This is a genomic window from Picosynechococcus sp. NKBG15041c (genome assembly GCF_055380235.1).
Genome location: NZ_AP040363.1, coordinates 2,778,636 through 2,801,497, shown reverse-complemented (window position 1 = coordinate 2,801,497; position 22,862 = coordinate 2,778,636). Strand labels below are relative to the sequence as shown.

The following is a 22,862-nucleotide window of genomic DNA, read 5'->3' as shown; positions in this document are numbered from 1 at the left end:
GAGGTTACCGCAGACGAACCGCTTCCAACAGCCGGGAGTAATAAAAGCGGGTGCTGGTCATCTCGGTGCGGGCGATCGCAAAACCGTTGTCAATTAAGATCTGCCGGATGTCCAATTCCTTATGTTGGTAGGCACGGGTGGTTTTGCTGGGGCCAGGAAAGAACTCACCAATCTTCTTGAGGATTGTCAACCAAAAAGTTTTCGGTGCAAAGCTGAGGATCAGGCGATCTTCACTGAGGGAAGCCAGGTGCGCAATCATTTTTGCCGCATCTTCGGTGGGGTAATGGATCAACACATCCAAACAAATCACTGTGTTGTACTTGCCGCTGATACTTTCTAAATCCCTGGTTTCAAATTTGAGGTCCGGTGTATTGCCAAAGAGCTTGTTAGCCCGTGCCTGGGCTTCACCGACCATTTTTTCGGAAATATCACTGGCATAGATTGAACGTGCGCCGGCTTCCTTGAGGGGAATGCTCAGGCTCCCTACACCACAACCCGCATCACAAATACTTCTGAGGTTGAGATTTTGATCTGCCTTGAGCCAAGCCACAACCTTATCAATGGTTTGTTGGTGACCGACACGAATATCGGCCTGCACTTTGTTGACATCGCCATCGCCATAGATCCGTCGCCAGCGATCGAAGCCCTTGGCATTGAAGTAGTCTTTGACGATGGTTTTATCGTTGAGAGAGGAGGTCATGGCGTTTTGGGTACGAAAAAAATTAAAGGGTTTTCTTATCGATTCAATAATGTAGCAGCTTTGGGAAGCCCTAGGGCTGTTGTTCTGTGGGGGACCATTGACTGTAGGGATAGCTGACAAGATTGGCGTTGTAATAACGGGGGTCGTGGCTTACTTCAGGGCCGAGCCAGTGGGGTTTGGGGAATGGTTGATCGGCATTGATCAATTCGATTTCCGCTAGGATCAGGCCTTGATTTTCCCCGAGAAATTCATCGACTTCCCAGCAAAAATCCCCCATGGGAATGCGGTAGCGAATTTTTTCGATCTGGGGGCGATCGCCTAAATGCTCCAGCAAAGCCAAGGCATCTGCAAGGGGAATGGCATATTCAAACTCCAGCCGACTAATGCCTGTGGTTTTACCCTTAATGGTTAAAAATGCTTGTTCCCCAGCGATGCGTACCCGCACTGTTTTTTCGGGGGTGCGCTGGAGATAGCCTTGGCGGTAATGGACCCCTGGGGCCAGATCCCGCCAGTGATTACCGATGACAAGGAATTTTCGTTCAATTTCTTGGGCCATAGCCTAGAGACAGAGATAGCAGCGGACCCTAGAGATTGTGACCTAATATTGATCATATCTGTGCGATCGCCCCACAAAAATCCATGATCGAAATCCAAAATCTTTCCAAGGTATATACCCAAGGAGATACGCAAATTTACGCCCTGAAACAGGTAGAACTCAGGATCGAAGCGGGAGAATACTGCTCGATTATGGGGGCATCCGGCTCCGGCAAATCGACCCTCATGAATATCATCGGTTGCCTCGACCAACCCACCAGCGGTAATTATTTCCTCGATGGGGAAAATGTCGCGACCCTCAGCGATCGCCAACTGGCCGTGATCCGCAACCACAACATCGGTTTTGTCTTCCAGCAATTCCACCTGTTACCCCAGATGAGCGCCTTAGAAAATGTGATTTTACCGATGGTCTATGGGAACGTTTCCCCCCAAGAGAGGCGCGATCGCGCCGTGGCTGCCCTCACGAAAGTGGGCCTCGGTAGTCGTCTCCATAATCGCCCGAATCAACTGTCTGGGGGTCAACAACAGCGGGTGGCGATCGCCCGGGCGATCGTGAACAATCCCCTCCTCCTCCTGGCCGATGAACCCACCGGGGCTCTGGACTCCCGCACCACCCACGAAATTTTGGAATTGTTTCAAAGTCTCCATACCGAAGGCATGAGCGTTGTCATGGTCACCCACGAAACCGAGGTTGCCCACCAAACCAAGCGCATTATCTGGCTCCGGGACGGTGAAATTACCCATGCCCACCTCAGTCCCGAAGAAATGATGCAAGTGGCCCTGGCCCCCAGTACTTAGAAATCCTAGTGGTAGGCAATTTGGCGATCGCCTAGGCCTAATTTCGATACACTTGAAGCAAAATATTGATTTTCTACGTCCAAAATAGGAGGCGACTGCCCCTAAGAAAACGATAAAATTCGCGAATCTTGTCAAAGATCAGCGGATCCCTTGCTAAACTGCAAAACAGAATCCCCATCCATTCCCCCTGTCAACGCGCCCTGTCTATATCAGCACAACTATGAGCAACTTAAACTTCCCCTCGCCAGAGTCGACTCCCCCTGGAAACGAAGCCACCTCTAGTCTGTCTTCCCCTGTGAACCCCGAGGCAGAAGTCAATAGTGCCGCAGACCGGGCGCAACCGGAAACTGTCCCCCTAGCCGAAACAACCGCTGCCAGCACAGTCATCCCTAAGCACAACCCCAACACCGATGGCTATATGATTGCCCACAAACTACGGCAGCATAACCGCGAACTTGTGAAAACCGTGGTGCAGCTAGAAGAAGCCCTGGCCGAATCCCAAGAAAAACTCCAGGCCCACATCATCCGTTCCCGTAGCGCCGATGGTCTCATTGCCCAACAAAGTGATGACCTCGATCTAAATCAACAGCAGATCAAACAGCTAGAACAAGAGCTCACCAAAGCGAAGAAAAACGTCCGAGAATATCAGGAGATGCTCGCCGAACTGGAATACAAATTTCAGGCCAGTCAGACCCAGTTGGCTAAAATCGAGCGGGAATGTGCGCTCCTTCAGGAGTCTCACAATGAGCAACAACAAAAACTTTTCGCCGCCGAACAAGAAATTAAAGATTTGCAGGTCCGCCTCCAGCGGCAGCAGCGCTACACTTTGCAGTACAAATCGGCCCTTGATGAATGTGCAGATATTCCCCCCGAAAATAACCGCAACACCAACGGTGTGACTTCAATCCCCAAGACTCCCAATATTCAACCTTGGTCTGATATGGAAATTTCCCCAACGACAGAACCTGTGATGCCGGCGATCGCCAAAGCAGATCCCCGCACCGAAGCCGACCTCGATCGTCAATTGGCCGACCTCGAAGCAGAACTTCAAGAAATGCCGGAATCCTTGGAAGAGGCCCCGATGCGCAAACCCATGAGCCTCAAAACAGCGCTTTGCATTACTGCCCCTGTCACGAAGCGGCGGGTGAGTGCTCCCATGGGTGCTTCGGCCTCAACTGCCGCCCCCAATTGGCCGGCCCCAACCTTAAACAGTGCTCAGCCCCAAAGGCGCACAACTTCTGCGGCGGTCGTCGATTTACCTGCTTTTTTGCGCCATTAAAATTCAATGGAACCAGAGCCTCCGGGCTCTACTGGCGATTGACCCCCTAAAGGCGATCGCCAATATTTTTGTGTCAAAATTTGTCACAATATTTAACAATAGAATTTTCAAGTTTGTCTCACCCAATTGTTATTAATTTTCTAAGTAACTATGCCTACTGAATTACCTGCTAATCTCGAAAAAATCGTGAGTCGTTTTCAACGTAAAACCGATCCCAAACAAAAGTATCAGCAGCTTCTTTGGTATGCCACCAAGCTTGAACCCATGGACGATGCTGAAAAAACAGCCAACAATAAAGTCCATGGCTGTGTATCCCAAGTGTTTATTACCGCCGACTACAAAGACGGTAAAGTCATTTACCATGGCGATTCTGATGCCCAACTGGTCAAGGGTTTAGTGGGACTTTTGATCGCAGGCTTAAATGGTCTCTCCCCCGCTGAAATTTTGACGGTTTCCCCAAACTTTATCGAAGCCACTGGCCTTAATGTTAGTCTTACGCCATCGCGAGCCAATGGTTTTTATAATATTTTTAAGATGATGCAAAAAAAAGCCAAGGGTTTTGAAGTGGGATTACAAGCAAGTTCTCCCTCCTAAATGAGAAAATTTTGATATCATCTATGACAAGTAATGTTGTTTGTTAAGAAAATCATTTAAGTTTATGGCACTCTTTGGTCTATTTGGCGGCAAGAAAAAGAACAACGACACCCCCAAGGGTGACTTTTTCCTCGATTTTGAAGAAGCCCAAACCTTTGGCAACACTGAGTATATGAAAAAACCAGTGACCATCAAGCGCACCTTCCCGACAGTCCGTGGTGAGAAGGGTGCAACCCTGGTTACCCAAGTTTCTTCTGAGAATATGCGGAAAGTAGACCCGAACCAAGCTGCTTCTCGGAATACCGAAAGCAACAGCAGTGAGTCTTTTTCTGCCCCCCAACCTACCCTATCTTCGTCTAAGCCCAACCTGAAAGTAGACAGCAACATGGATATGTTCCGGAATATGGCGAAGAAAATTAATCGCTAAAGATTAAGAATTGTTGCAAGCACCTGAGATTTTCTCAGGGAATGTCAAAGAGGAGAGGGCCTTAGTCCTCTCCTCTTTGACGTTAAGGGATAGGTCTTGACTCTTTAGGCCAGGGCTGCCACAGAAACCTTTGCCGCGATCGCCTTCGCAATCTTCACCAGGGCCTGAGCTGAGGCAGATTCCGGCTGGGCGACGACGATGGGCGTCCCTGTATCGCCCCCTTCTCGGAGAGCAATTTCTAAGGGAACACAACCCAAGAGGGGAATACCCAATTCATTCGCTGTTTTCTCGCCACCACCGGAACCAAAGAGATCATATTGGCGATCGGGCAGATCCGGCGGGATGAAATAGCTCATATTTTCGACGATCCCCAGCACATTGACCCCCATCTGCTGGAACATCTTTAGACCCCGGCGAGAATCGAGGAGGGAAACCGTTTGGGGAGTCGTAACAATCACCGCCCCAGCCATAGGGACCGCCTGGGCCATGGTGAGCTGGGCGTCGCCAGTACCGGGGGGCATATCGACGATCAGATAATCCAATTCGCCCCAATTCACCTGGTAAAGGAATTGCCGGATAATCCCATTGAGCATCGGGCCGCGCCAAATCACCGGCTGGTCTGGATCGATCAAAAAGGCCATCGATACCAGTTTGACGCCATAGTTAAACTCCGGCTGGAGGATATCCGCACCACTGGTTTTGTCGACCTTAATCTCTACTTCGCCGATGCCCATCATATTGGGCACATTCGGCCCATAGATATCAGCGTCGAGCAACCCGACTTTTGCCCCGGTCTGGGCTAAGGCGATCGCCACATTCACTGCTACGCTGCTCTTGCCGACGCCCCCTTTCCCACTGGAGATCGCGACAATATTTTTGACGTTTTCAATACCCTGCTGACTAGGGAGAGACTTTTGTTGAGGCGTTTCGGCCGTCACCTCCACTTCGACAGCATTGACCCCAGGCAAAGGCAGCACGGCCTTTCTGCAATCTTCCACAATGAACTCTTTGAGGGGACAGGCTGGCGTTGTCAGTACGAGGGTAAATTTCACCACACCATTCACCACAGAAACATCGCGGATCATATTGAGATCCACCAGACTTTTTTGAAGTTCCGGGTCTTGGACTGGGCGAAGGGCAGCAAGGATCGCTTGGGTATCAACCATAATTTCGGGAGAATTTAAGACTTGGGTTTGTGGTGCAGGCGGATGCCCACAAAAATATCGTAGAGGAAACTGAGAAAATCTTTGCCTTGGAGTAGCCCAAGAGATTGGGGCGAACCCTTTTGATCCAGGAGAGGCTTGATGTAATGATAGGCCGGTTGGTACTTATACCAAGGGATAGACGGCCATAGGTGATGAATAAGGTGATAATTTTGCCCGAGGATTAAGATGTTGAGCAGCTTACTGGGGTAAACCCGGGCATTTTTCCAGCGATCGCGCTCCTCAAAAGGGCGATGGGGCAGGTAATCGAAAAATAAACCAAGGGCGATCCCCACGACTAAGGCCGGCACAAACCAGAAATTCATCACATAACCGATAAAGCCATATTGAATGCCGAGATAGACGATGATCCCCAGAAAAGCACGACTGAGGAACCATTCAAGCAGTTCGTAGTTTTTCCAGAGACGCCGCTTAAAGAAAAAGATTTCATGGTAGAAAAAACGCGCGGCAATCATCCATAAGGGTCCACCCGTGGAGACGAAATGGTCAGGATCATTGTCTGGGTCGTTCACATGGGCATGGTGCTGGAGATGAACCCGGGTAAAAACAGGGAAAGCAAATCCCAACATTAACGCACTGGCATGGCCGAGAATCGTGTTCACGGCGCGATTGCTGTGGGCTGCCCGGTGGGAGGCATCATGGATGACTGTCCCCGCCAGGTGGAGGGCCAAAACATTCTCACAGAAACAAACCCAATCGTACCAACCCCAAAGCCAGTAGCCACCCACGGAAGTAGCGATGAGTATTACGGCGATGATGATCATCCACACATTCGGGTTCATTCCTCCTGGGGGCCGCAGATACTCCCTTGACATTACCAATGATGACGTTGCCGCCGCCGTCATAAGCTCCTGTTCTCCTCGATATCTGTAAATTTTGGTGAATCCATGGGTAGTTTACAATACTTAAGGCTAATTCATAAAGATTGATGTATCTTAAACACCTCCTGGGAATGAACTAAGGAGAAGCGATCGCCTTGCTCACAATGTCTCTATCCCCACAGAAAAAAGGAGACCTGAATTCAGCCTCCCTACAGTTATTTTTACATTTGGAAATTCTTCATGAACACCGAGGGAAAACAGCAACATTAAGCCCAGGCCATCAAAGTGCTTACTCTAAATTCACATCAAATCCATATCAATAAAGCAATGATGAAGTGTAATTTTACGGTGCAATCGTTGCATTGTTTGTCACTTTTTTAACCCCGTTGATGGTGTTGAGCAAAGATGGAATCTGTTGCAGTTGATCTTGACTCGAAACAGTTCCCGTGACAGTTACTTCCCCGTTATTGACCGTCATTCTCAGTTGATTATCGGGCAAACTATCGCGCAATTTTTCTGTAATATCTGCTCTGAGGGTACTATCCGTCACCCCAGGCGTTGTCTGGGGGGTTGTTGTTGGCGTTGCTGCTGGAGGAGGTGATTGTGGGTTTGTCACTGTTACATTGACATTTGAGGGCTCAGCAGGCTCTTGGGCCGCTGGTTGCTGTTGAGGGGCAGGTTGAGTCGCTGGTTGGTTATTGATCGGCACAATGGTGGTAACAGAGGGAGGTTCTGCGGTGTCTTCCGTTAAGTCTTCTTCAGGGGTAGGCATTTCGACGTTCACAACTGGGGGCAGTGGCTCTATTTCTTCTGGTCTAGTCACGGCATAGATCGTCCCAATGATAACGAGGCCAGTACAAGAGGCGAGAATACCGATGCGGAGACCATTAGATTCGGCACGGGATTCCCGTTCAGTTTGTCGTATTTCTGCGGCGAAATGACCGTTAGCATAGCTATTTTTATAGGTATGAATCTTGCCATATTCATCTATATATTCGGTGTAAATATTGCCCTGGGCATCTTTGTATTCGGTGTGGGTATGGCCTAGGGAATCTTGGTATTCACCATGGACGATGCGTTCAGCGCCTGTAATATCTTTATTGTTCATGGGGCTTAATTCTTTCTGATTGAGAAATTTCGTGATTGAGTCGGGCGATCGCCTAGATTTTTTGCGGCGATCGCCCAATGCTTAATAGCAAAGCAAAGTGAATTTTTTTCACTCAAATCTTTCTAAATGAAGGGAGACTTGAGCACATTTAGAGGCGGTTTAAAAAAAGATGAGAATATTCTTTATTTAAAGATGCCGTTCACTGCATCTTTCGCATCTTCTACAACATTGCGCACATTGCTTTCTAGTTGTTTTGCTTGCCCAGAGAATTGGTCTTGACGATTTCCTGTGACGTTGCCAATGCTTTCTTGAGTTTTGCCTTCAATATTCTTTTGAATAGCCTTGGCTCGGTTCCCAGACATCATGCCATCTTTGACATCTTCTACGGTATTACGAACCTGACTCTCGACTTGTTTGGCTTTCCCCATCAGTTGATCTTTTGGATCGCCTGTGATGTTGCCCATCACTTCTTGGGTTTTCCCTTCAATTTGTTTACCCATGGCATCTATCCGATTCATCGAAATCGATTGCATCAAGGCAGGATTGACTGCGGTCAAAGTGCTAGCTGAGGCTGAATTATCGGCATAGCTAAAGTTAAGAAACAAGACAGTAGCAACCAAAGTGCTGACCGCTATGAACAAGAAACGAAAAAATTGTTTAAAAAAGCTCATAACAAAACCTCAAAACTAAAGAATAAATAGTTTAAATAAGAAACAAAGGGAGTTATGGATTGTATTCCATAAATTCTTGAAAGGCTCCCTGAAAAAAACATCAAGATGATTGTTTCCCCAAAAGTTTGTTTTAGTGACTTCTTCAGGAATCAACGGACAGAATATATCAAACAATTTACTTTTTTACAGAGAAACAAATAATTGCCATGCTGAATTTTTAGCGTCTGCCGATAAACACGTTATAAACAATCCCGATCAATGCTAAAACTAGGAGCAAGTGAATCAGGCTCCCACCTACATTGATTGAAAATCCGAGCAACCAAAGGATAATTAGAATCCCGACAACAGGCCACATAAGATTGAGCATATTACTCCTCTCCATTGGGTTTAAAAAGGTTGTGTGCCATTACTGTCTTCACGAGAGAAGGCTTTTTACCCAAAAAAGATTCTTTTAGAAACAGTTAGGCGATCGCCGAGGAGGAACAACAGGCGATCGCCAAAATAAAAGATCAATTAATCGATGATTTTTTTTGCCATATCTTTCACATCTTCAACAGCATGATTGACTTTAGCTTCCATTTGTTTAGCCTGTCCTTCCGCTTTGCTTTTAGAGTCACCAGTGATATCTGCAACACCTTCTTGGACTTTGCCTTCGATGTTTTTAGCGGCGGCTTTTGCTCTATCTTTTAAACTCATAATACTCTCTCTTTTTTGTGGATAAAGCTAAAATTGTTGTTCGATTTAGATTGACAAATTAGCCCTTCGATATCCTTACCATAACCCGCGCTGTTGAAAATTAGTGGCTTTTTTGAGAATCGCCATAAAGTCTTAAGTATTGAAAAAAGAGATATCTTCCAAAAGAGTCAGGTATTTTTACCCAAAGTGAAATAGTATCTGTTGAATAGTAAGCTTTTGAGTTTTGAGGAGCAAAAGTAAACCAGAAATCAATTGCAAAAAATACAATAACGAGCGTTGTCTAGATCTAATTAATGTGGCAATCAACTAAAAAAGATAAAGATCATCGCTAATTGTAATCTTTATGCTTTTAAGAAAATAAAAAAGAGGTCTAATGATGACCCCCAATACAATGATTATTTATCGGTTTTAAAAAAGTGCCTAGTAGTAGTTCCCCACTTTGCGATGGTGAACAGCGGTGAGGCCATCAGGATTGGATACACGGCCCGCATCAATTTTGCTGTAGACGATCCAGTGGTCGCTGCATTCCATCCGACTGACCACCTCGCACTCCAGATAAGCCAAGGCATCGTTAAGAATAGGAGAGCCATTTTTGGCCGTTTGAACATTCACCCCTTCAAAGCGATCTGCCCCGGGGGGGAAACGCTTCAGGAAGTGTTTCATGAGGGGCTGGTATTTGCCTTCTTCGAGGATATTCAGCACAAAGCGATCGCCCACTTGCATCAAGGATTCGATCGCCCGGTCTTTGGCTACAGCAACGGTAAAACCGGGGGGATCAAAACTGGCTTGGGTGACCCAAGAAGCAACCATCGCCCCTTTAGCATTGCCTTTCTGGGCGGTGATAATGTACAGCCCGCCACTGATACGGCCCATGGCTTTGTCTAGTTCGCTGTCGATGCCCTTGCGTTGCTTGAGTTTTTCCTTTTGGGTGAGCAACTGGCCGAGGTCAGTGCCCGATTCTTCGCAGAGCTGGTAGAGGGTTTCTGTGGGTTCTTCCCGGACGCGAATGGAGTCAAAGGCTTTGGTTAGACCCGCATCACGAAAACGAGTTAAAAGAGGATCGATGGGTTCATCATTGCCCCCGTAGGACTCGAACATCCCAAAAACTTGTTTGTCTTTAGAAGCGGCGAGCATCGTACCGATCGCCTTACTGAGAGCATCGTTATAGGCGCTGTCGATGGGGGGCATCCCAATCACTAGACCAGCAGCCCGGCCGACGATTTCATGGACATCCTGGGGATCGGCTACCTTGAGATCCACCATTTCTACGGCCACCCCAGCTTTTGTGATCCCCTTGGCGATCGCCTGGGAGATGCGATCGCTATAGCCATAGTCAGAGACATAAAAAACCGCTGCCATTTTGTCCCCTTTGGTCTGGGCTTCACTCCACTGGCGATACCAGTCCATCATTTCTTTGGTGTTGTGCTTCAGCAGCGGGCCATGGCCATTGGCAACGAGAGAAACTTCCCCATCGAGCTTATCGACCCGTTTCAGGGCACTGAGCACAGAGCGGGCATTGGGAGCCATCAAACATTCATAGTAAAAGCGGTAATCAGGTTCGAGAGCTTTTAGATCTTCGTCGTAGGTGGCATCAGAGCAGTAGTGCATCCCGAAGGCATCACAAGTGAAGAGAATTTCACTGGCTGGGTCATAAGTAAAAATCGTATCGGGCCAGTGGAGGTTTGGGGCGCTCACAAATTCTAGGTTGTGGCCCTTGCCGAGATCCAGGCGATCGCCACTTTTGACCTCAATAAATTCAAAGGGATCATGCACCAGATCTTGCAAAAACTTAATCGCAATTTTCGCCCCAACCACCACCGCTTGGGGGGCAATTTTTAGCACATCTTTCACCAGGCCGCTGTGGTCAGGCTCCGTGTGGCTAATGATGATGTAATCAATGGTTGTCGGGTCAAGCTGTTCCGTGAGGGCCGCCAGGTACATCTCCCGAAACTTAGCGTGGGAAGTATCTACTAGGGCAATTTTCTCGCCCCGGATAATGTAGGAATTGTAGGTGGTGCCATTTTGCAAACCGAACTCAATATCAAAGCGATCGCGGTCCCAATCTAGAGAACGAATGGTGGTGGTATCAGCGTTGATCTGCTCTGTTTGAATTGTTAAGCGTTTTTCGGCTTTCAAAGGCGTCGCAACCATGGGAAATTCTCCTACACTGTGATGCAATAGTCATCTTTGCCTATTGTGGCATGATTTATTTTTGGCGGTGGCTTGCTATTGATTTAACATTTCAATCACTTTAATTATGGTGCAGTGGTTACGGGTCCAGGAAGTAGCTCAATTATTCACACGGTTAGGTTTTACTGCTTTTGGTGGCCCCGTTGCCCACATTGCCATGATGCATGACGAAGTGGTGAAAAAACGCCACTGGGTTACAGAACAAGATTTTCTGGATATTTTAGGGGCGACTAATTTAATTCCCGGCCCCAATTCCACAGAAATGGCAGTTCACCTAGGGTTTAAACGGGCAGGCTGGTGGGGGTTGTTTGCTGGAGGAATTGGGTTTAGTGCTCCCGCCATAGGTTTAATGCTGGGCTGTGCTTGGGCTTACCAACGCTTTGGGTCGACTCCCCAGGGGGAATGGCTGCTCTATGGGGTCAAACCGGTGGCGATCGCCATTATTGCCCAAGCGCTCTGGAAGCTCGGTAAACAGGCAATCAAGGGTAAATTTGGCATTGGCTTAGCGGTTTTTAACGTGGTTTTATCCCTCCTGGGGTTCCATGAACTGCTGTTGCTGCTCATCAGCGGCTTAGTAAGCCTGGGCAAAAAGTTGGGCCGTCAATTGCTTAAAACCAATCAAACTCTAGGAATCACTCCGGCACCACTACTCCTATTTCTAAATGCAACCCCGGCCAACTTTAGTCTGGGATGGCTCTTCCTGATGTTCCTGAAGGTAGGTTTTTTTCTCTATGGCAGTGGTTATGTACTCGTGGCATTCCTGCGAGCCGATCTAGTCGATCGCCTCGGTTGGCTCACAGATCAACAGCTCCTCGATGCGATCGCCATTGGCCAAATTACCCCAGGGCCTTTATCTTCCACAGCGACTTTTATTGGCTATCTGCTAGCGGGAGTTCCTGGGGCTGGGATGGCCACTCTGGGGATGTTTTTGCCGTCATTTTTGTTTGTGATCGCCCTCAATCCAGTTTTACCGAAGCTGCTCCAGTCAAAATCTTTTCGTACCTTTCTCGATGGGGTCAATGTGGGCGCTTTGAGTTTAATGACGGTGGTCACGGTTTTCCTGGGGCAATCTTCCCTTGTCGATCCTCTAACAATCGGGGTGGCGATCGCTTCACTACTGTTGTTGATTAGATACCAAGTCAATTCCCTCTGGCTGGTGCTTGGGGGCATGGCGATCGGTCTTCTGGCACCTCTCTTCCCCGTGCCATGAGCCAACAGTGAGCCATTGGATATGATGGGCATCAAGACCAGCGATTCTGCTGAGCAACATTCAAGAAAAATTTTGATCAACCAGGCGATCGCCCCAGCAACTTTCCATTAAAATCACAGCAGATCCCTGAATCCCCAAACCCATGCAACTGTCGCCCCAAGAAAAAGATAAACTCCTGATTTTTACTGCTTTTTTGGTCGCTGAACGCCGGAAAAACAGAGGCCTAAAGCTCAACTACCCAGAAGCAGTAGCCTATATTTCTGGGATGATCCTCGAAGGGGCTCGAGACGGAAAACTGGTTACCGAATTGATGAGCGAAGGCCAAACCTGGCTGACCCGCGAAGATGTAATGGTAGGGATCGCCGAAATGGTTGATGAAGTGCAAGTGGAGGCTACTTTCCCCGATGGGACAAAGCTGGTCACCATCCATAATCCGATCCGCTAATATTTCACGACCAGCTTGATAATTTCTGCCCAACATAGAGAAGCACCGAATACCATAAAAAACCGTAGAATTGGAACTAGTCTTTATTTTTGGCGTGACGGAAGCGAGGTAGTTCGGTGAATGTTTTAGATATTCTCAACCGTGGGGGTCCAGCAATGTGGCCCCTGGTGTTGCTGTCAATCATGGCCCTCAGTACCATTATTGAGCGACTCTGGTTTTGGTGGAAAGTGATTCAACAGAGTCAGCGGGTTCAAGACAAAATTCTCGATGCGGCCCATTACCAATGGCAAGCCGTCAGTGAAATTGCCCGCACCTGCCAAAAGCATCCCCTTGGTCGCTTCCTCTACGCCCCCTTGAAGCAGCAGTCTATCGATCCAGAGATTTTTCACCTCGCCCTTGAAGCTGCGGCCGATGAAGAATTAGCTAATATGCGCCGGGGTGAAAAGGTTTTAGAAGCAGTGATCGCCCTTTCCCCGCTATTAGGACTATTAGGGACGGTGTTGGGACTGATTAATTCCCTGGGTTCTATCCAGATCAGCGATCTAGGCACTGATTCCACCAGCGGCGTTACCCTGGGGATTAGTGAATCTCTCTTTTCAACGGCGATGGGACTCATTGTGGCGATCGTCGCGTTGGCTTTTTATCGACTGTTCCAGGCTCTTTCAAGTAACCAAGTCCGTCTTTTCCGTCAGGCCGGCAGTGAATTGGAAATGCTCTATCGTCAAAATTATCTCGAAGGCTTGCCTATTCCAGGTCAAAACTTAGATGCGATGCTCATTGAAGGAGATCAATAATGAAGCGTGAGTCCCCTGTTAAACCAGAAACTTTAGGCTTAAAGCCCTTTAAGCTGTGGCAAGAGGATTCTTCTACGGACTTACGCATCGAAATCATTCCCTTGATCGATGTGATCTTCTGTGTGTTGACTTTTTTCATTCTGGCAGCGGTTAATCTCTCTCGACAGCAGGCGATCAATCTAACACTCCCGACAGCAGAAAGTGCCACAGCCCAAATGCCTGATATGGTGATTGTGAGCTTGACAGATTTTGGGCAGATTTATGTAGAAAAGCAATTGATTGAGAGTCAGGCGCAATTTTCTCAAATTGTGACCGATTATTTAGGCCGTAACCCCAATGGTGTCGTCGTCCTCAATGCCTCGGAGAGTCGTTCTTACCAAGAAGTAATTCAAGTTTTGGATTGGTTAAAATCTATCGGCGGCGAGCGGGTCGCCCTCGGGACGACCGGCGGTTTGCCAGAGGGCCAAAACCTAGATTTTTTCTTTGATGGTCAAAATCCGACCCTCAATCCAGGGATGCCGGGACTGCCCCAGGTGCCGGGAGTCAATCCAAATAATGATTTTCAGTTTGAGCCCCTCGACAGTGGGACACCGTTGCCACCACCAGATGCAAATGGTTTTGAGCTGGATCTATTGCCTCCGCCAACAAATTTGGGGACGCCCCCTAGTCCAGACCAGATTCAACAGCAAAATCAAGGTCAGTGATAATTTGCAGAATTTTTTGATGGATCACCTCTGGGGGGTTGGTGGCATCGAGTTGATACCAATGGCCAGGGTAGGTCTGAAAAATCTGTTGGTAGTTTTGGCGCACTTGGGTGAGTTTGGCTTTGGTTTCGTAAATTTCTTGATGCGATCGCCTGTTGATGCGCTCCAAAGAAATTTCGACGGGGAGGTCAAAATAAAACACCAAATCGGGGTCTGGAAAGTCTTGATTTAAGCGATAGATGAAGTCATATTCACTGGGATTGTTGGCGTTGTAAGCGAGGGAAGAGAAATAGTAGCGGGTGGTGATCACCTGAATTCCTTCACCGAGGAGCTTAAAGACGCCATCAATTTCGTTGTAGAGGTGGTCATGGCGATCGCCTGCAAACAAGTAAGCCAGTTGACGGTTAAATTTTTCGGGGTCTTTGGTGAACTGGAGCCGTTGTCGCAGCGCTTCCCGCACGAGGTTACCAATAATGCCATTGGAGGGTTCTGGGCTGAGGACAGCGGGAATCTGTTGTTGCTGAAAATATTGGTAAAGGAGACTGGCTTGGGTAGAACTACCAGAGCCATCAATCCCTTCAAAAACAATGAATTTTCCCTGGATTTTCTGCTGCATCACCACACCATTTCTGCCAAAAGGCCCGCATTTTCTAGGAAATTGTCCCATGTCTGGAAGGGTTTATGGGTTTGGATCAAATCGCGGCAATGGTAAATCAGTTTACCGGAGCGATCGCCTAAAACCGTTGCCCCCAAGAGTTGATCTTGGGCATTGAGCCAGAGTTTGATGGTCAATTCCTGGGGAAATTGCAGCTGATCAACGCGGTCTAGGGGAAACATTTTCGATAAAAACCGACCATCTGGGGGCAGATGGGAATTCTGGATCCCCACATGGTCGAAGGGGAGCGGTGCAAACAGGCGGTAGGGGGTTGTGGTGTAAGGGCAAGAGAGTTGGCGGCGCTGGGAAAGATTGACCACTAGGGTTGTGGCTTCGGCGATCGCCAATTCCGGCAGATCATAGCCTCCCAACACTGGGCCGCAGCCATAGATATTTTTTTGGGGGGTTTGCAGTTGCCCATTCACCCGCAGGAACATCTGGGGCGGGCGACAAAAATCAGGTGGTAAATTGAGCTGTGTCGTTAAACCCCGCCGGCTTTCGGCCCAAATCACCGCTTGATTCGCTTGGGCGAGTAATTCCTGGCATGGGTCGGTGTTTGCAAATTGGAGCGTCACCCCAGCCACTTCTAAAAAAGTTTGGAGATTGCCGACATAATCGGGATCTTCCGTGGGAAACAAGAATTTTTCGGCAATTAAAGTCACCGTTTTACCGAATTTCGCCAGGCAGTAGGCGATGGTTAAACAATGGGAATCTTGGCCCACAATGGTGATTTTCTCCGGTAAAGTGGGCCAAATATCGGCATCGAGTAAAGCATCGGGGCTGAGGAAATTTTCTTGGGGTGGGGTTGTCCAAGCGGTGCCCGGGGCGATCGCATAATGTTTCCCTCGGAGGCAGCGCGTTTCTGTCACAAAACTAACCTGGGGTCGCCAGCGGAATTGACCCAGCTCGGGAATCACATCTACCCCAGTTTCGGCGAGACGGGCCAAGGGCTCATAGAAATCATCTGGGGCGATCGCCCCCTTGATCCAAGCCGCAATATCGACAGGTTGGGGCTGGGCCGCTAAATATAACAACACCTTTTCGAGGGCGCACCGCTGTTGATCGCGGAGGGGGGATATTGTTTGCTGTACTAAAGCCACTTTGAGCCCTTGGGCGATCGCCCGCCGTGCCGTTGCAATCCCGGCCCCTGTCGCCCCAAGCACCACTAAATCGTAGTCCACTGCCATGTCAAAAAATCTTCGCAAAATCAAGATCATACCCCATGGCCTCCAGAGAAACCTGTCAGGCCTTGTATGACCCGAGAGGTGATCTCAGTGCACACCGATACTGACCAAGAAGAAGTCGCCAAAATCATCCAACGTTATGATTTTTTAGCATTACCAATGGTGGACTCGGAGCAACGGTTGGTGGGGATTATCACCGTTGATGATGTGATTGATATCATTGAAGCCGAAACCACAGAAGACATTTACACTTCTGGAGGGATCCAATCGACGGGGGATAATTATTTCCAGGCCAAGCTGTGGAGCATTGTTCGCAAACGGGTGGTGTGGCTGTTTGTGTTGTTATTGACAAACACCTTGACCGGCAGTGTGATTCGCTCTCAAGAAGCAGTATTAGCCCAAGTCGTCGCCTTAACCGCTTTTATTCCACTGCTCATTGATACAGGGGGCAATATTGGTGCTCAGTCATCTACGGTGGTCATTCGGGGCTTGAATACCGCTGAGCTCTCCCGCCAAAAGCTGCTGAAAGTGCTATGGCGGGAGGCGATCGCCGGACTATTATTGGGTGTCGTGCTTGGGCTAACGGTGGTGGTTTGGGCTTATTTTTTACAAGGGAATTGGCTGGTTGCGGTGACAGTGGGTTTAACCCTGACCATTATTTCAGTGCTGGCTTCGATTGCTGGGGCGGGGTTACCATTTCTCTTTAAAAAGCTCAATTTAGACCCTGCCTTAATGTCTGCGCCCTTTATCACCACGGTGGTGGATGTGATTGGTGTTTGGGTTTATCTCACGATCGCCAGCCAATTGTTACTCAGCGAACTTTAATTTAGACGCTGATGATGGCTTCGGTAGCCAGGGAAGGCGATCGCCCCGGGGCTAGTTCGACCTTACACAATTGCACGGCACAGGCTTTGAGTTCTGGCTGCAGAGAGTCTGGGCAAGTGGCTGCATGGCTGAGGGCATTGGCCTCGGTATTTTCGCCCCAGAGCGCCCCCCAGTGCATCGGTGCAAATACTGTCCCCGGTGTAATATTTTTCGTGATTAGGGCCGGGAAACGGGCCATGCCTCTGGGCGATCGCACTTCGACGAGCTCCCCTGCGGTAATGCCTAGACGGGCGGCATCGCGGGGATGAATTTCGAGAAAAGGATTGGGGTGGAGTTTACGAATTTTTTCAATGCGTCCCGTGCGGGTCATCGTGTGCCAATGGCCATAGAGCCGTCCGATGGTCAACACAAAGGGATATTCTGTGTTGGGGGGCTCAGCTAGCCCCCGGGAATGGTAGGCGGCAAATTTAGCTCGACCATCGGCGGTATGAAAGCGGCGGTCAGTGTAAAGACGTTTGCCTTTGAGGGGCTCCTCCTGATGCAACAGTTTTTGCAAGAGGCCGCGATTATCAGGTGTCACTTCGATGGGATTTTCCTCGGCGGGACAGGGCCACTGGATTGGGCCTTCGGCTGCCAAACGCTGGTGACTTAGACCGGTCATGTTACAGGGGCGATCGCCTGTGAGTTGTGTAAATTCAGCGTAAATTTCCGCCGAAGACACCGCCCGAAACTGTTGCTGAAAGCCCAAGCGACGGCCCACCTCTGCAAAAATTTCCCAGTCGGCCCAAGCTTCCCCCGGGCGATCGCGAAACTGGGGGCAATAGGTCACTATCCGCTCAGAATTTGTCATCGTGCCTGTTTTTTCGCCCCACTGCAGCGCTGGCAATAGCAAATGGGCATAATTCGTTGTTTCCGTTGGATAGTAGGCATCCTGGCAGATTGTAAAAGGCGATTTGAGCAGGGCCGCCTTTGTTCGTTCCAAATCCGGCATACTCACCGCTGGATTGGTGGCCACCACCCAAAAGAGGCCCACCTCTCCTGCTTCTAACCCCTCAATCATCGCCCAGGCATCTCGACCCGGCAGGGGAGCAATGGAATTTGGCGGTAACTGCCAAGCCTGTTCGATAAAGGCGCGATGGGCTGGATTTTTGACAGTGCGATATCCCGGTAGCAGGTGGGATAACCCCCCGGCTTCCCGGCCCCCCATGGCATTGGGTTGCCCCGTCAAAGAAAATGGCCCCGACCCCGGTCGACCAATATCTCCGGTCATTAGATGGAGATTGATTAAGGTACGCACCTTTGCTGTTCCTTCCGAGGATTGATTCATGCCCATCGACCAGAGGGACAACACACTCTCCGCTTTGGCCCAATATTCTGCCGCCTGTTCCAGGTGATCGATGCGAATGCCACAGCGCCGCGCCACCATTTCTGGGGTATAGCTCTGGATTAACATCGCATATTTCGAAAAGCCGTTGGTGCATTCATCAATGAAAAGCGTGTCAATTTTGCCCCACTTCAGCAATAGGTGAGCAATGCCATTGAGCAAATCAATATCCGTGCCGGGTTTAATCGCTAGATGTAGATCGGCGACTTCGGCAGTTTTAGTACAGCGTGGATCGACAACGATTAGTTTTGCCTTAGAGCGTTTGAGGTGTTCTCGCAGGCGATTAAACACAATCGGGTGGCATTCAGCGGTATTACTGCCAATAATAAAGGCGCAATCGGTGAGCTCTAGATCTTCATAACAGGCAGGCGGCCCATCGGCACCAAGGCTTTGGGTATAGCCTACGGCTGCCGAGGCCATACAAAGGCGAGAATTGGCATCAAAATTATTGGTTCCTAAACAGCCCTTGAGGAGTTTTTGGGCGGTGTAGTAGTCTTCGGTTTGCAGTTGCCCGGAGCCATACATGGCGATGCCATCTACGCCATGGCTGGCCTTTACTGCTTGGATGCGATTGACGATGAGATCAAAGGCTTCATCCCAACTGATCCGCTGGAATTTTTCGGAGAGCGATCGCCTAAACATCGGATAAAGCAACCGGTCCCGGTCGAGGGCTTCAGCAATGGTGGCCCCTTTCACACAAACCTTACCGAGGCTCGAAGGATGTTGGCGATCGCCCATCACCTTGAGGGTCGGTTGGCCATTTTTGGTCACTTCAGAGACTTCCAAGCCACAACCAACACCACAATAGGGACAGAGGGTTTTTGTTTTGCGCAGATCCATTACTAAACCGCCAGATTAAAACTTCAATGAAAATAGGACGACAGATGTCCAACAATAAAACGACTTTCAACAAGAGAGATTTTTACTATGGCGGTGGTGATAGAAGACCGACCATGATCCTAGGAAACAGAATCGAAAAAACCTGTAAAGTGCCATCGCTTGTCATGACACTTGTTTTACAGGTTTGACCTAAACAAATCGCATCTCAACACTTAATAGGTCACTTCTTCCTTAACGGAGTGAGGCACTGTCACTGGCGTCTCTCCCCCATGAAACTCAGCAAAAGAGCCCTTTGGTTCTTTGAGGAAAAAAGCACAAAGAAAACCCACAACCAAGCCAGCGATGCCCAGTACCTGGAAAAAACCTGCATTGACCACTGCCATCACTGGTTCACCGCCATTATTGCCTGCGGAGGCCTCAGTCAGTAGCAGTAAAACTGTCAAATAAGCCACGGCTCCTACATTGCCATAGGCCCCAACATTTCCGGCGATTTGCCCAGTAATTCGTCGTTTCACGAGGGGGACGATCGCAAAAGTTGATCCTTCCGCTGCCTGTACAAAAAAAGAACAAGCCATTGTTAACAACACGGCGATCGCCAGGGGCCAATCACCAGCCACCGAGCTCATCAAGAGATAACCGATCCCCATCCCCAAAGTCAGCACAACCATTGTCCATTTCCGGCTGCCCATCTTATCAGAGATTAAGCCTCCCCCTGGCCGAGAAACGAGGTTCATAAAGGCATAACTCGAAGCAATAATCCCTGCCATCGCCTTATCTAAACCAAAGGTTCCTTCAAAGAAAGCAGGCAACATCGTGACCACCGCCAGCTCAGAGCCAAAGTTCACAACATAGGTCAATTCTAAAATTGCGACTTGGCTAAAATCATAACGATCTTCCGGAGCATAGCGCTTCTTTCCCGTCATCAAATCTTTATTTACAGTCCAACAATTATAGGTTTGGAACAGATACAAGCCGGCCAAAACCAACAGCGCAATGGCAAGGCCAGTATTATCCAAAAAATTCACCTTCTGTAAACGCCAGGCCAATAGCATCAAAATAAGCGTTAAAGGCAGATTCATAACGATCAAGAACCAAAAATCTTTCTTAGTCGTTACCTCCATACCCCTTGCACTCTTCGGGCGTTGGTAAGCTTTGCCAGAAGGCGTATCACTCACGTTGAAGTAGTACAAGACACCATACAATGCAGCAATAATTCCTGTACCGGCGATCGCCGCTCGCCAATTCAAAATAGCCGCACTAAATTCCGGGAAAAAGAGAATCTGAAAACTTTCTGGTTGACCAAAACTAAATGCCCCAGGCAGAAACGCAAGGATCGTCCCAAAAATGACCATGGTAAAAGCTGAAAATGCCGAACCAAAATTGCCCCACCCGCCATAGATGCCTTCTGCTGTCCCTAAATCTTTCGGGGGAAACCATTCCGCCACCATTCGAATACCAATTACAAATCCTGCCCCAACAATGCCCATCAAAAGACGCCCTAAAACCAACTGATTGAAGCTCTGGGCCGTCGCAAAAATCAGGCAAGGGATTGCCGCATAGATTAACAAAAGAGAATAGGTTAAGCGGGGGCCATATTTATCCAGCAGCATCCCAACAATGATCCGTGCAGGAACAGTCAAAGCCACGTTACATAGCCCAATCGTTCCTAACTGAGCACCGTTTAAGCCAAAATCTTCAGCGATTGTGGTTGCAAAAGGTGGAAAATTAAACCACATCACAAACGATAAGAAAAAAGCAAACCAAGTCATGTGCAGGATTTTATACCTACCCCGAAAGGACCATATTTCTCCGAGCATTGTTTCCTTCCTGTCCTAAAAAAGCATTTTGAAGCTGCAGATCTAAGCAAGACATTTTTGGCTTTGTGTATGGAAGTAGAACTATCGACAGTTCACAATCTATCAGGGCATAAAGCAGGCAATGCGACTTTCCCGAAAATAAGTGTAAAAAGTATTAACACTTAAATAATTATTGATTGAATTAACGACAGTTCAAATAGCTCAAAAATGCTTTACCACTGCAAGAAGTTGCGATAAAGAATCACATTCTTTTTTAGGGGAATTCGTAGCTCTTGATACCTTTTTGGGGGAGTGATGCGCTTTTAGGATGAAGAGAATCTTGAATTTACATCTTAATTTTGGTCTGGGGCTGCGGCATCAGGGGGCTGATTTTCCGGGGTAGTTTCACCGTAGGAAAAACCATGCTCATCGGCATAGCGGTGCAAAAAGCGCATCACCCGTTCCCAATGATCTGAGTTATCAATTTCGACGCGGCAGACAACGCCCCGCAGATCTTCGCCTTCTTCACCCCCAAAAACAATGCGACAACTGGAAGGGGTCATGGCAATATCGCCTTCTTCATCAATGAGGGTGACAACGCCATTAAAGCCACTCGTAAAACTCTGAAACCGTTCGAGGGCGTTGAACCGGGCAAATGTCATTTCAATGGACTTGATCCCGGTGCGGGGATTTTTTTGCAAACTAATGCTATCTAATTCTTCGGTGATTCCTCGAAAAAACTCAATGCGTGGGGCGGTATCTTCGGGGAGCGGTGGTGGGGCTGCTTTGCTGGCTTTGGGTTTAAAGAAGTTGAACATGGCGCAGGGATGGCGATCGCCAGAGAGGGATATAGGGTCTATACCCCTATCCTAACAATCGTGCCCTGGAATCTATTCAGCTTTGCCCGCTTTGTTTTGAATCTTGAGGATCAAAAATCCCCAGGCTAAACCAAAAAGAACCGCAGTGATGGCAATGATAAAGCCGTTAAACATCATGCTTTCTGCACTCATGGGAATTCTCCTTTAGGGGTTGTGATGGTTGATTTTTAAAGTGATTTTGCCACAAGGGGTATTTTAGAACAGGAGCGGATTTTTTGGATGGCGGCATTTTTCTCCTGTATTGGTCCGGTAAATTTTTCCGCGATCGCCTTACCTGGTAATTTGTCTAGATTGAAAATAAACTCCGAAATTTGTGAGATTATATAGTTTTTGTTTTTTGTTATGATGGAACGCTTTTGCTGCAAGGACTATGCTGAAAAATGATATTTGGATCCTCGAACAAGCCCAACAAGGGATGATTTCTCCCTTTGAAGCCTCATTGATCCGCCAGATCCAACTGTCTCCCCAGCAAATGGTGCCAGCCCTGAGCTATGGTCTTTCTAGCTATGGCTATGATATCCGCCTGAGCCCGGCAGAGTTTTTGATTTTCCGCCACATCCCCGGTACCGTTGTGAATCCCAAGGCCTTTAGCCCAGAAAACTTGGAGCGGGTCGACCTCAAGCGTGATGAATATGGTGACTATTTTATTATTCCGGCCAATTCTTACGGTTTAGGCGTTTCTCTAGAAAAAATTCAGATGCCCCCCAACGTCACCGCCATCTGCCTGGGCAAATCTACCTATGCCCGCGTGGGTTTGATTGCAAACACCACCCCCCTAGAGGCTTCTTGGTGCGGCGCGATCACCCTCGAATTTAGCAATGCTTCTAGCACCGACTGTCGCATCTATGCCAATGAAGGGGTGGTGCAGCTACTCTTTTTTGAAGGGGATCCCTGCAACACTACCTATTCTGATCGAGGCGGCAAGTACCAAAATCAGGAAGGGAAAGTAACCCTGCCGAGGGTCTAGATCTGTTTGATGATTTTTGGCGATCGCCTCAATTTTTATAACAACCCCCATGACATCCTACGTTTTTGTCTATGGTGAAATGAAACTACCTCTTCTCTCTTGTCTTTAAGTCCCCCTT

At 48.5% G+C, this 22,862-nt stretch carries 24 protein-coding genes and 1 pseudogene; 10 read left to right on the top strand and 15 right to left on the bottom strand.

Annotated features, from left to right (window positions below):
- Positions 1-4: 4 nt before the first annotated feature.
- Both bchM and ACZ45B_RS13455 read right to left on the bottom strand, forming a co-directional pair.
- On the bottom strand, positions 5-700 hold the full coding sequence (gene bchM, locus ACZ45B_RS13460) for a magnesium protoporphyrin IX methyltransferase (protein WP_024545709.1): 696 nt from the start codon (positions 698-700) through the stop codon (positions 5-7).
- Positions 701-770: 70 nt separating this feature from the next.
- Positions 771-1,256, bottom strand: coding sequence for a CYTH domain-containing protein (locus ACZ45B_RS13455; protein WP_024545710.1), 486 nt, complete (start codon positions 1,254-1,256; stop codon positions 771-773).
- Between the two features lie 83 nt (positions 1,257-1,339).
- Between ACZ45B_RS13455 and ACZ45B_RS13450 the strand changes: the two genes are divergently transcribed.
- From ACZ45B_RS13450 to ACZ45B_RS13435, 4 genes are all read left to right on the top strand, one after another.
- Positions 1,340-2,053 carry an ABC transporter ATP-binding protein gene (locus tag ACZ45B_RS13450; RefSeq protein ID WP_024545711.1) on the top strand — a complete coding sequence of 238 codons (714 nt, stop codon included), beginning with the start codon at positions 1,340-1,342 and terminating at the stop codon, positions 2,051-2,053.
- 220 nt (positions 2,054-2,273) lie between these two features.
- Positions 2,274-3,332 carry a mitotic spindle assembly checkpoint protein MAD1 gene (locus tag ACZ45B_RS13445; protein WP_024545712.1) on the top strand — a complete coding sequence of 353 codons (1,059 nt, stop codon included), beginning with the start codon at positions 2,274-2,276 and terminating at the stop codon, positions 3,330-3,332.
- A 150-nt stretch (positions 3,333-3,482) separates the two neighbouring features.
- Positions 3,483-3,926, top strand: a complete 444-nt coding sequence (locus ACZ45B_RS13440) for a SufE family protein (RefSeq protein ID WP_024545713.1) — start codon at positions 3,483-3,485, stop codon at positions 3,924-3,926.
- Positions 3,927-3,990: 64 nt separating this feature from the next.
- Positions 3,991-4,353 carry a hypothetical protein gene (locus ACZ45B_RS13435; protein WP_024545714.1) on the top strand — a complete coding sequence of 121 codons (363 nt, stop codon included), beginning with the start codon at positions 3,991-3,993 and terminating at the stop codon, positions 4,351-4,353.
- Between the two features lie 104 nt (positions 4,354-4,457).
- On the opposite strand, the gene ACZ45B_RS13430 is transcribed toward ACZ45B_RS13435, so the two are convergent.
- The 7 genes from ACZ45B_RS13430 to ACZ45B_RS13400 all read right to left on the bottom strand — a co-directional run bounded on the left by ACZ45B_RS13430 (position 4,458) and on the right by ACZ45B_RS13400 (position 11,023).
- Positions 4,458-5,519, bottom strand: coding sequence for an Mrp/NBP35 family ATP-binding protein (locus ACZ45B_RS13430; protein WP_024545715.1), 1,062 nt, complete (start codon positions 5,517-5,519; stop codon positions 4,458-4,460).
- Positions 5,520-5,533: 14 nt separating this feature from the next.
- On the bottom strand, positions 5,534-6,421 hold the full coding sequence (gene crtR / locus ACZ45B_RS13425; RefSeq protein WP_024545716.1) for a beta-carotene hydroxylase: 888 nt from the start codon (positions 6,419-6,421) through the stop codon (positions 5,534-5,536).
- Positions 6,422-6,740: 319 nt separating this feature from the next.
- Complete coding sequence (locus ACZ45B_RS13420) at positions 6,741-7,505, bottom strand: BON domain-containing protein (RefSeq protein WP_024545717.1); 765 nt, start codon at positions 7,503-7,505, stop codon at positions 6,741-6,743.
- A 182-nt stretch (positions 7,506-7,687) separates the two neighbouring features.
- Positions 7,688-8,176, bottom strand: a complete 489-nt coding sequence (locus tag ACZ45B_RS13415; RefSeq protein ID WP_024545718.1) for a CsbD family protein — start codon at positions 8,174-8,176, stop codon at positions 7,688-7,690.
- A gap of 217 nt (positions 8,177-8,393) precedes the next feature.
- Positions 8,394-8,531, bottom strand: a complete 138-nt coding sequence (locus ACZ45B_RS13410) for a lmo0937 family membrane protein (protein ID WP_236612446.1) — start codon at positions 8,529-8,531, stop codon at positions 8,394-8,396.
- A gap of 158 nt (positions 8,532-8,689) precedes the next feature.
- Complete coding sequence (locus ACZ45B_RS13405; RefSeq protein WP_024545719.1) at positions 8,690-8,872, bottom strand: CsbD family protein; 183 nt, start codon at positions 8,870-8,872, stop codon at positions 8,690-8,692.
- A 420-nt stretch (positions 8,873-9,292) separates the two neighbouring features.
- The gene (locus ACZ45B_RS13400) at positions 9,293-11,023 is read right to left on the bottom strand and encodes a diflavin flavoprotein (RefSeq protein ID WP_024545720.1); all 1,731 of its coding nucleotides are present in this window, start codon (positions 11,021-11,023) and stop codon (positions 9,293-9,295) included.
- Positions 11,024-11,129: 106 nt separating this feature from the next.
- Between ACZ45B_RS13400 and chrA the strand changes: the two genes are divergently transcribed.
- From chrA to ACZ45B_RS13380, 4 genes are all read left to right on the top strand, one after another.
- On the top strand, positions 11,130-12,272 hold the full coding sequence (gene chrA, locus ACZ45B_RS13395; RefSeq protein WP_024545721.1) for a chromate efflux transporter: 1,143 nt from the start codon (positions 11,130-11,132) through the stop codon (positions 12,270-12,272).
- A 142-nt stretch (positions 12,273-12,414) separates the two neighbouring features.
- A complete protein-coding gene (gene ureA / locus ACZ45B_RS13390; protein WP_024545722.1) occupies positions 12,415-12,717 on the top strand; it encodes an urease subunit gamma in 303 nt (100 codons plus the stop codon).
- 155 nt (positions 12,718-12,872) lie between these two features.
- Positions 12,873-13,511, top strand: coding sequence for a MotA/TolQ/ExbB proton channel family protein (locus ACZ45B_RS13385; protein WP_081699643.1), 639 nt, complete (start codon positions 12,873-12,875; stop codon positions 13,509-13,511).
- A complete protein-coding gene (locus ACZ45B_RS13380; RefSeq protein ID WP_024545724.1) occupies positions 13,511-14,215 on the top strand; it encodes an ExbD/TolR family protein in 705 nt (234 codons plus the stop codon). Before ACZ45B_RS13385 ends, ACZ45B_RS13380 begins: the two co-directional genes overlap by 1 nt.
- On the opposite strand, the gene tmk is transcribed toward ACZ45B_RS13380, so the two are convergent.
- Positions 14,175-14,819: a dTMP kinase gene (gene tmk, locus ACZ45B_RS13375; RefSeq protein WP_024545725.1), complete on the bottom strand. Its 645-nt coding sequence runs from the start codon at positions 14,817-14,819 to the stop codon at positions 14,175-14,177. The genes ACZ45B_RS13380 and tmk overlap by 41 nt on opposite strands.
- Before the next feature lie 11 nt (positions 14,820-14,830).
- Positions 14,831-16,057: an FAD-dependent oxidoreductase gene (locus ACZ45B_RS13370; RefSeq protein WP_024545726.1), complete on the bottom strand. Its 1,227-nt coding sequence runs from the start codon at positions 16,055-16,057 to the stop codon at positions 14,831-14,833.
- A gap of 42 nt (positions 16,058-16,099) precedes the next feature.
- On the opposite strand from ACZ45B_RS13370, the pseudogene mgtE reads away from it, so the two are divergent.
- Positions 16,100-16,879: pseudogene (gene mgtE / locus ACZ45B_RS13365) on the top strand (magnesium transporter); the annotation flags it as partial.
- A gap of 1 nt (position 16,880) precedes the next feature.
- On the opposite strand, the gene ACZ45B_RS13360 reads toward mgtE, so the two are convergent.
- The 4 genes from ACZ45B_RS13360 to petM all read right to left on the bottom strand — a co-directional run bounded on the left by ACZ45B_RS13360 (position 16,881) and on the right by petM (position 21,909).
- Entirely contained in the window at positions 16,881-19,103 is a 2,223-nt protein-coding gene (locus ACZ45B_RS13360; protein ID WP_024545728.1) for a molybdopterin oxidoreductase family protein, read from the bottom strand.
- 212 nt (positions 19,104-19,315) lie between these two features.
- Positions 19,316-20,920: an MFS transporter gene (locus ACZ45B_RS13355; RefSeq protein WP_024545729.1), complete on the bottom strand. Its 1,605-nt coding sequence runs from the start codon at positions 20,918-20,920 to the stop codon at positions 19,316-19,318.
- Between the two features lie 332 nt (positions 20,921-21,252).
- Positions 21,253-21,717 (bottom strand): photosystem II reaction center protein Psb28, encoded by a 465-nt coding sequence (gene psb28 / locus ACZ45B_RS13350; RefSeq protein ID WP_024545730.1) that lies wholly within the window; start codon positions 21,715-21,717, stop codon positions 21,253-21,255.
- Between the two features lie 72 nt (positions 21,718-21,789).
- Complete coding sequence (petM, locus tag ACZ45B_RS13345) at positions 21,790-21,909, bottom strand: cytochrome b6-f complex subunit PetM (RefSeq protein WP_024545731.1); 120 nt, start codon at positions 21,907-21,909, stop codon at positions 21,790-21,792.
- 238 nt (positions 21,910-22,147) lie between these two features.
- Here petM and dcd point away from each other — a divergent pair, with 238 nt between their 5' ends.
- Positions 22,148-22,744: a dCTP deaminase gene (gene dcd, locus ACZ45B_RS13340; RefSeq protein WP_024545733.1), complete on the top strand. Its 597-nt coding sequence runs from the start codon at positions 22,148-22,150 to the stop codon at positions 22,742-22,744.
- Positions 22,745-22,862: the final 118 nt, after the last annotated feature.